General features: G+C 32.9%; 9 protein-coding genes. 8 read left to right on the forward strand and 1 reads right to left on the reverse strand.

What is annotated here, in order from left to right; translation table 11 throughout:
* Positions 1 to 304: 304 nt before the first annotated feature.
* The 8 genes from ACTB1H_RS07680 (at position 305) to ACTB1H_RS07715 (ending at position 8812) form a co-directional block, all read left to right on the forward strand.
* The gene (locus ACTB1H_RS07680; protein WP_463262259.1) at positions 305 to 967 is read left to right on the forward strand and encodes a hypothetical protein; all 663 of its coding nucleotides are present in this window, start codon (positions 305 to 307) and stop codon (positions 965 to 967) included.
* A gap of 146 nt (positions 968 to 1113) precedes the next feature.
* Positions 1114 to 2811 (forward strand): sigma-54 interaction domain-containing protein, encoded by a 1698-nt coding sequence (locus ACTB1H_RS07685; protein ID WP_463262260.1) that lies wholly within the window; start codon positions 1114 to 1116, stop codon positions 2809 to 2811.
* Between the two features lie 326 nt (positions 2812 to 3137).
* Positions 3138 to 3899, forward strand: coding sequence for a 3-hydroxybutyrate dehydrogenase (locus ACTB1H_RS07690; protein ID WP_463262261.1), 762 nt, complete (start codon positions 3138 to 3140; stop codon positions 3897 to 3899).
* A 27-nt stretch (positions 3900 to 3926) separates the two neighbouring features.
* The gene (locus ACTB1H_RS07695; RefSeq protein WP_463262262.1) at positions 3927 to 5216 is read left to right on the forward strand and encodes a GntP family permease; all 1290 of its coding nucleotides are present in this window, start codon (positions 3927 to 3929) and stop codon (positions 5214 to 5216) included.
* 89 nt (positions 5217 to 5305) lie between these two features.
* Entirely contained in the window at positions 5306 to 6484 is a 1179-nt protein-coding gene (locus ACTB1H_RS07700; protein WP_463262263.1) for an acetyl-CoA C-acetyltransferase, read from the forward strand.
* 18 nt (positions 6485 to 6502) lie between these two features.
* Positions 6503 to 7159, forward strand: coding sequence for an acetate CoA-transferase subunit alpha (gene atoD, locus ACTB1H_RS07705; RefSeq protein WP_463262264.1), 657 nt, complete (start codon positions 6503 to 6505; stop codon positions 7157 to 7159).
* Positions 7159 to 7818: a CoA transferase subunit B gene (locus ACTB1H_RS07710; protein WP_463262265.1), complete on the forward strand. Its 660-nt coding sequence runs from the start codon at positions 7159 to 7161 to the stop codon at positions 7816 to 7818. Before atoD ends, ACTB1H_RS07710 begins: the two co-directional genes overlap by 1 nt.
* A 49-nt stretch (positions 7819 to 7867) precedes the next feature.
* Positions 7868 to 8812, forward strand: a complete 945-nt coding sequence (locus ACTB1H_RS07715) for a 3-hydroxyacyl-CoA dehydrogenase family protein (RefSeq protein WP_463262266.1) — start codon at positions 7868 to 7870, stop codon at positions 8810 to 8812.
* Positions 8813 to 8834: 22 nt separating this feature from the next.
* On the opposite strand, the gene ACTB1H_RS07720 is transcribed toward ACTB1H_RS07715, so the two are convergent.
* Positions 8835 to 9638: ABC transporter ATP-binding protein (locus ACTB1H_RS07720; RefSeq protein WP_463262267.1), on the reverse strand; the 804-nt coding region annotated here is incomplete at its 5' end.

Consider the following 9638-nt stretch of genomic DNA (forward strand, 5'->3'; position numbering starts at 1 on the left):
TATCATTTTCAAGAACCTTATATCAATATTTCCCTGCGGCGGCTCTTCTTGAGAAGATATTCCCCTCTGGCTTCACAAAACAAATTATGTCTATCAAAAATTTGTAAGGTTAAATTAGACCCCTAAATTTGTAAGACTAAATTAGACTGTTTTTGAAAAGGGGGTCTAATTTACTTTTACAATTAACTTCATTACAAAATGAAACGATTACAAATATGAAATAATTGACAAATATAATCACTCCATTATATAATTAGTGTCCAAAGATAATTTCTTTGAGATGAGATCTACGAGGAGTGATGTTATGAGAGTTTTGATGGAGTCGCTTTTTGATATAATTTATTTAGTTTTTGTTATCTCTATGGGGTTTTATTTGATCATTAAAAACAATAAAAAAACAAATTCGAGATTGTTTGGAATTATGGCAGTTATTTTGGGGTTTGGAGATGCTTTTCACCTTGTACCGAGAATATTAGCTCTAAATACAGCAAATGGATTTGAAGTTTATAAAAACTCATTAGGTATTGGAAAAGCAGTAACATCTGTTACTATGACAGTATTTTACATTATACTCTACTATATATTTAAAAACAGGTATAATATAAAAAACAAAGTACTAGATTTTGCCATTTGGATATTAGCTTTAGCTAGAGTGGTTTTGACAGCAATGCCTCAAAATCAATGGACAAGCGAAATACAGCCTTTAGATTGGGGAATTTATAGGAACATACCATTTGTGATAATGGGAATTATCATGATAGCCATAGCATATAACTGCACAAAGAATTATAAAGACAAGAGTTTCAAAAATATGTATCTAGCAATAACTTTGTCTTTTGTTTTTTATATACCAGTCGTACTCTGGGGTGATATTTATCCTCTAATTGGTATGCTAATGATTCCAAAAACCTTGATGTATGTATGGATAGTCACAATGGGTTATAAAGACTACAAAGCCAATAGATGATTTTAATCGTAAAAAATCTATGTTAAGTGATAAAAGAATTGTAGATGGTTTCATAGAAAAGTTAGGGAAAATAAAATATCACCTTTTTGGTGATATTTATTTTTTTTGATATACTTGACTTATAAAATAAAAAGTGAGGGTTTTTTATGCCAGAGAAAAATATAACTTCATATGAGGTAGCAAATGCTTTTGAATCTGGAATCATAATTCTAGATAAGATGTTTAAAGTTGTGTACACAAATAAAAGGGCTGAAAGACTTCTTAGAAAAGGTACAAATAAGTTAGAATTAGATTTATTATTGAACGAGATAGTTGCGGAGATAAAAAAGATTGACTACACAAACGAAACGGCTATTAGAAAGAAAATAGAGTATCTCGACTCTGAATACATGTTTCATATATCAAGAGTTGAAATAAAAAAAGATGTATATCTATTAGTTAATTTTAATGCGTTGGATTTGTGCAAGAGTGTAATAGGAACCATGAATACTGAAATGGAAGCATCTTCACTGTTAAAAACTATTATGGAGGCAACAAATGATTGCATAGTATACGTAAATAAAGAAGGATATATTGAGATGCTTAGCAATGCCTATGCTGAGTTTTTAAATGTAGATAGAGATGAATCCATAGGAAAACATGTAACGGAAGTCATTGAAAATACAAGGATGCATGAAGTTGCCAAACTAGGGATTGAGGAAATCGCTCAAGTTCAAGAAATAAATGGAAGGAAGATGATCGCTACTCGTATCCCAGTTTATGTAAATGGCAGAATTGTCGGTGCAGTTGGTAAAGTGTTATTTAGAGATTTAGATGAATTAGAACAACTTTATACAAAAGTCTACAAGATTGAAAAAGAATTGAACATGTATAAAAATGAATTTAAAAAGATAAATTCAGCAAAATATCAATTAGATAGTATAATTGGAGAATCAAGAGAGATTAAAGAATTAAAAGAACTTACTAAAAGGATAGCAAATACTAATTCAAATGTTTTGATATTAGGAGAAACTGGCACAGGAAAAGAACTTTTTGCAAATGCAATACATTCTTTAAGTAAGAGAAAAGAAGGACCTTTTATTAAAGTTAATTGTGGTTCAATACCAAGCGAACTTTTAGAGTCAGAATTATTTGGATATGAAGAAGGTTCTTTTACTGGAGCTAAAAAAGGCGGAAAGATAGGAAAATTTAAAGCAGCGGACGGAGGGAGCATATTTTTAGATGAAATCGCAGAATTGCCAATGAATATGCAAGTTAAGTTATTGAGGGTGCTACAAGAAAAGGAAATAGAAAAAATAGGGTCAAATACACCTGAAAAAATAGATGTTAGGATAATTTCAGCAACCAATAAGGACTTAGAAGAAATGATAAGAAAAGGTGAATTTAGACTTGATCTATATTATAGACTAAATGTAATAAGCATGGTTATACCACCACTTAGAAAGAGAAAAGAGGATATTCCAGAGATAGCAAATCACTTAATAGAGAAAATATCAAAAGATGAAAAAATTAAAGTAGATGGAATTAGCAAAAGGGCAATGGATTTATTGAAAAAATATGATTGGCCTGGAAATGTAAGGGAATTAGAAAATGTTTTAGAAAGGGCGATTAATTATTTAGATGGTGAAACAATTATAAAGATTAAGCATTTGCCAATAAAAATATCAGGGTTAAAAGAAGATAAAGAGTTAAAGAGTTTAAAAGAAGAAATGGAAGAATATGAAAAGGAGATAATATCTAATGCATTGCTAGCTTCGAATGGAAATAAGACAAAAGCTGCAGAGATTTTAAAAATTAGCAGAACTGCGTTATATGAAAAAATCGAAAAATATAACTTAGAATGATGTTATATATTTATCATAGTATATAAATTAAAGTATTATTTACAATGCTATGAAAATATAGCAAAAAATGTTAACTTTAGTTGACATTTTAACATAATAAACCGATATATTGTAAATTAAACATTACAATTTTATTGTTTTTTGTAATTCATAAATATTCGAAAATATTGAAAAGCACGAATATACTTTAGACTACTAAAAGACTTTGTTAATGTCTCTGAGTAGTCTTTTCTTTTTGTGAAAATATTGAGGTATTTTATACAATTTTAATGAAAACGTTGGCACAAATCTTGCAATAAATATAAGAAAAAAGAGGAGGTAATGATATGTTAGAAAACAAAGTTTGTATTGTAACAGGAGCAGCTAGTGGTATAGGACTTGCCATAGCTAAGAAATTTGCAGAAGACGGAGCAAATGTAGTAATGGCTGATATAAATGAAGTTAAACTTATGGAGGAAGCTTCAAAGCTAAACGCTAAGTACATCAAGACTGATTTAAGTAAACGTGAAGACTGCAAGAAATTGGTAGATTTCACTGTGGAAAATTATAATGGCGTTGATGTTTTAGTTAATGTAGCTGGAATTCAAACTGTTTCACCAATTGAATCTTTTCCAGAAGACAAATGGGATTTCATGATTAACTTAATGCTTACAGCCCCATTTTTATTGACTAAATATTCATGGCCATATATGAAAGAGAAAGGCTGGGGCAGAATAATTAATTTAAACTCTATTCATGGACTGGTTGCATCTGAGTTTAAATCTGCTTATATATCTGCTAAACATGGTTTAGGAGGACTAACAAAGACTGCTGCATTAGAGGGAGGACCTTTTGGAATAACAGTTAATTCTATCTGTCCATCTTATGTTAGAACCCCTTTAGTAGACAACCAAATAGCTGATCAAGCAATAACTCATGGAATAAGTACGGATGAAGTAATCGAAAAAATAATGCTTTCAAAATGTGCTGTTAAAAAATTAATCGAACCAGAAACTGTTGCAGATGTTGCTATGTTCTTATGCTCAAGTGCAGGAGATCATATTACTGGCTCAATGCTTACTATTGATGGTGGCTGGACTGCCAACTAAACAATAATTTAAAGGAGTGATATGTATATGTTAGGTATTTTTATTGGTCTTGTTCTTCTTATGTTTTTAGCATATAGAGGCTATTCAATTATTTGGGTTGCTCCTTTAGCTGCTTTAGTAGTTGCCCTTACTGGAGGTATTCCACTATTAGAATCGTATACAGAAGTATATATGACGGGGTTTGTAGGATTTACTAAGTCTTGGTTTCCAGCGTTTATGTTAGGGGCTGTATTTGGTCACTTGATGGATTATACTGGTGCAGCAAGGTCAATAGCTCATTGGCTAACTAAGATAATCGGTGCAAAAAGAGCTATATTGGGAGTTATATTAGGCTGTGCAGTATTGACTTATGGTGGAATAAGTTTATTTGTAGTTGTATTTGCTATGTATCCTTTAGCATTAGCACTCTTTAGAGAAGCTAATATCTCTAGAAAATTGATTCCCGGTTGTATTGCTTTAGGTTCTTTCACATTCACAATGACAGCTATACCAGGAACACCACAAATTCAAAACCTTATCCCAATGAAATATTTTAATACAACTCCAACAGCTGGACCAATTATGGGGATTGTAGCCGCTTTGTTTATGTTTATTTTAGGATATTTATATTTAACATGGAGAGAAAAGAAACTCAGAGAAAAAGGAGAAGTATTTACTGAGCCAAAAGTAAAAAGTGAAGGTAATACTTTATCAGATGAAGAATTACCAAATCCATTATTATCAATTTTACCTTTAATCACTGTTATAGTAACACTAAATGTATTTGATTTAAATATAATAGTTGCACTTCTTTCAGGTATAGTTTTAAGTATGGCTTTAAATTACAAAAAATACAAAGGATTTACAAAGAGCATCAATAATGGAGCTAGTGGATCTGTTCTTGCTATAATCAACACATCAGCAGCAGTAGGCTTTGGCTCAGTAGTAAAAGCAGTTCCAGGATTTCAAAACCTTACTGAAGCTGTTATGAACATAAAAGGAACCCCACTTATTTCTGAAGCAATAGCAGTTAATATTTTAGCTGGAGCTACTGGATCAGCATCAGGTGGTATGGGTATTGCGTTAGAAGCTTTGGGAGAAAAATATTATCAAATAGCTTTAGAAACAGGTATTAGTCCGGAAGCTTTTCATAGAGTTGCATCACTAGCATCAGGTGGTCTTGATACACTACCACATAATGGAGCCGTATTGACTCTATTAGCAGTAACAGGCATGACTCATAAGGAATCATATATAGATATTTTTGTAACATCTTTGTTATTGCCTGTATTATCATCTATCCCAGCAATCATTCTTGCTAGTTTTGGAATATATTAAATTATATACAATTAGTTTATGTGCTATGATATACTATAAATTGGGGATGGGATAAATATATAGAAAATGGAGTTAAGGAGGAAAGATTAATGAAAGAAGTAGTAATAGTAAGTGCTGTTAGAACTCCTATTGGAGCTTATGGTGGCGCATTCAAAGATTTTAGCGCTGTAGAATTAGGAGTAGTAGCAGTAAAAGAAGCTCTCAACAGGGCAAACGTAAACCCAGAGATGGTTGATGAGGTGATCTTTGGAAATGTACTTCAAGCTGGTCTTGGACAAAATGTTGCTAGACAAGTATCTATGGGCGCTGGAATACCTGAATATGTAACTAGTTTTACTGTAAATAAAGTATGCGGATCCGGATTAAAAACAGTAGCATTAGCTGCTCAAGCTATTAAGGCTGGAGATGCAGACATAGTAGTAGTTGGTGGTACTGAAAACATGTCACAAGCTCCTTATCTATTGAAAAATCATAGATGGGGACAAAGAATGGGAAATGGTGAAATACTTGACTATATGGTTGATGATGGTTTAACTGATGTATTTAATCACTATCACATGGGAATAACTGCAGAAAATGTAGCTGAAAAATACAATATAACAAGAGAAGAACAAGATCAATTTGCACTAACAAGTCAATTAAGAGCAGAAGAAGCTATAAAAAGCGGAAGATTTAAAGATGAAATCGTTCCAGTAGTTATACCTCAAAGAAAAGGAGATCCAAAAGTAGTTGATACTGATGAATATCCAAGATTTGGCACAACAATCGAAGCATTGTCAAAATTGAGACCTGCATTTAAAAAAGATGGAACTGTAACTGCAGGCAACGCATCAGGTATCAATGATGGTGCTGCTGCTTTAGTTGTAATGAGCAAAGAAAAAGCTGATGAATTAGGGATTACTCCTTTGGCTGAAATTGTAAGCTATGCAGCTGCTGGTGTTGATCCATCTATAATGGGAACAGGACCAATTCCTGCAAGCAGAAAAGCTTTAGAAAAAGCTGGTCTTACAATAGAAGATATTGAGTTAGTTGAAGCTAATGAAGCATTTGCATCTCAAGCTCTTTCTGTTGCAAAAGATTTGAATTTAAATTTGGATATCACAAATGTAAACGGTGGAGCTATTGCTTTAGGTCATCCAATTGGAGCTTCAGGAGCAAGGATTCTTGTTACTTTAATACATGAGATGAAAAAAAGAGACAATAAACTTGGCTTAGCAACTCTTTGCATAGGTGGCGGACAAGGTATTACAATGATCGTTAAAAGATAATTGAAAGGTGGGAAATAGATGAATAAATTAATCAGCATTGATGAAGCCGTAGACATGATTAAAGATGGTATGACGATAATGGTAGGCGGTTTTCTCGGATGTGGAAACCCACATAAAATAATAGATAAACTTGTTGAAAAAAATGTTAAGGATTTAACTTTAATTTGCAACGATTCAAGTTTTCCTGACTATGGTGTAGGCAAATTAGTTGTAAATCATCAAATTAAAAAACTAATCGCATCACATGTTGGCACAAACCCTGAAACAGGTAGACAAATGAACGCTGGAGAGATGGAAGTTGTATTAGTACCACAAGGCACATTGGCTGAGCAAGTAAGAGCTGGTGGAGCAGGACTTGGTGGGATATTGACTCCAACAGGCGTTGGCACTGTAATTGAAGAAGGAAAGCAAAAGATTACAGTAGATGGTGTAGAATATTTACTCGAAAAACCACTTAAAGCTGATGTGGCTTTGATTTCAGGGCAAAAGGTAGATAAGTTTGGAAATATAGTATATTTTGGAGCAACAAGAAACTTCAACACTCTAATGGCAACTGCCGCTGATACAGTGATAGTTGAAGCTTGTGAGATAGTTGAAGTTGGAGACTTAGATCCAAACGATGTTGTAACACCAGGTATATTTGTCGACTACATCGTTGATGGAGGTGCAAATTAATGGATAAAAATGAAATAAAGGCATTTATAGCTAAGAGAGTTGCCAAAGAGTTAAAAGATGGAGATGTTGTAAATTTAGGTATAGGACTTCCAACAATGGTAGCTAACTATATACCTGAAGGCATGAACATATTTCTTCAATCAGAAAATGGATTTATTGGTTTAGGACCTGCGCCAGAGCCAGGTAAAGAAGACATGAGAATTGTAAATGCAGGAGGGCAGCCTGTAACTATCATTCCAGGTGGAGCATTCTTTGATTCAGCTACATCATTTACAATTATTAGAGGCGGGCATGTAGATATGACTGTGCTTGGAGCATTGCAGGTTGATGAAAAGGGAAACCTTGCTAACTGGATGATACCAGGGAAGATGGTTCCTGGCATGGGTGGAGCTATGGACTTGGTTACTGGAGCTAAAAAAGTAATCATAGCTATGGAACATACTGCAAAAGGTGCACCTAAAATTTTGAAAGAGTGCACACTTCCTTTAACTGCTGCACATCAAGTTGACATGATTATCACTGAAATGGGAGTAATGGAAGTAACTGACAAAGGAATTGTATTAAAAGAAATAAACCCAGAATTTACCATTGAAGATGTACAAAATAGTACTGAAGCTGAACTAATTATCGCTGAAGATTTAAAGAAAATGGAAATATAATAAAAGGCTGCGTAAAGCAGCCTTTTATTTAAAGATGGGAGAGATAATTGTGAAGTTAAAGGATATAAATTTGATAGGTATTGCTGGTGCAGGGACTATGGGTTCTGGCATAGCTCAAATATTTGCTAGATTTGGTAAAAATGTCATAGTGAATGATATAAAAAATGAGTATTTGGATAAGTCTAGAAATCTAATAGAAATATTTAATAAAAGCTTAGTTGAAGAGGGTTTGATGGAAGAAAACCAAGTAGATGATATTTTTACGAAAATAAAATTTTCTACTGACAAGAATGAATTTAAAAATTGTGATTTAATAATCGAATGTATAGTGGAAAAATTAGAAGTAAAACAGGATTTTTGGCAAGAAATTGAACAAATAGCTAAAAAAGATGCCTATTTTGCTACAAACACATCAGGTCTTAGCATCAATGAAATTTCATCTAAACTCAACGATAAATCCAGATTTATTGGCATGCATTTTTGGAATCCAGCTCATATTATTCCTCTAGTTGAATTAATAAGAGGCGAAGAAACTAGTGATGAGATGGTTATCAATCTTAAAAGCCTTCTTGAAAACATAGGGAAACAAGCTGTCGTTGTAAACAAAGATGTCCCTGGATTTATAGGAAATAGACTGCAGTTTGCAGCTTTTAGAGAAGCTTTGCATATTGTGGAACAAGGGATTGCTAGTATCGAAGATGTAGACAAAGCAATGAAATATGGGCCTGGATTTAGATATCCAATAATAGGTCCTTTGGAAACTGCTGATCTTGGAGGGCTTGATACATTTTATTTTATATCAAGTTACCTTTTTAAAGACCTAGGGGATGAAAAAGAAGTTCCTAAAATCTTGAAAACTTTAATTGAAGAAAATAATCTCGGTGTAAAGACAAAAAAAGGATTTTACGATTACTCGAATGGAAGAGATGAAGAGGCAATTAAGAGGAGAGATAAGCTTTTATTTGAGATGGTTAAACACATATCCAACAAATAAAAGGAAGAGATCCCTCTTCCTTTTATTCAGCAGTATTTAAATATTGGCTCATGTAGAGATTAAAGTATGCACCTTTTTTTGCTATCAACTCTTCATGTGTTCCTTTTTCAATTATTCTTCCATCATCTATCATCATTATTATATCCGCATCTCTTATTGTTGAAAGCCTATGGGCTATGATGAATGTGGTTCTATTTTCCATCAATGCAATCATAGCTTCTTGTATTTTCAATTCTGTTCTTGTGTCTACATTTGAAGTAGCTTCGTCTAATATTAGGATTGAAGGATCTTTTAAAACTGCTCTTGCTATTGCTAAAAGTTGCCTTTGACCTTGACTTAAATTAGTTCCACCTTCATTAATATAAGTTTCATATCCATTTGGCAATCTCTTTATGAATTCATCGGCATTTGATATCTTACAAGCCCTAATTATTTCTTCGTCGGTTGCATCTAGTTTTCCATATCTTATGTTTTCTTTTATACTTCCTGAAAAAAGATAGGTATCTTGTAATACTACACCAAACATATTTCTCAGTGAATTTTTTTTGTATTTTTTTATATTTATATCATCTATTAAGATTTCACCTCTAGTTACTTCGTAAAAATTGGTCAAGAGATTTACTATTGTGGTTTTTCCTGCTCCAGTTGGCCCTACTAAAGCTACATTCGACCCAGGTTCTACCACGAAATTTATATCTTTTAAAACTTCCTTATTTTCGTTATAGTTGAAATACACATTTTTAAACTCCACTTTTCCATCTACATCTGTTGCTTCTACTGCATCAGGGGAATCTTCTCTTTCATTAGCTTCATCTAATATGTCGAA

The sequence above is a fragment of the Soehngenia sp. genome, assembly GCF_055108775.1.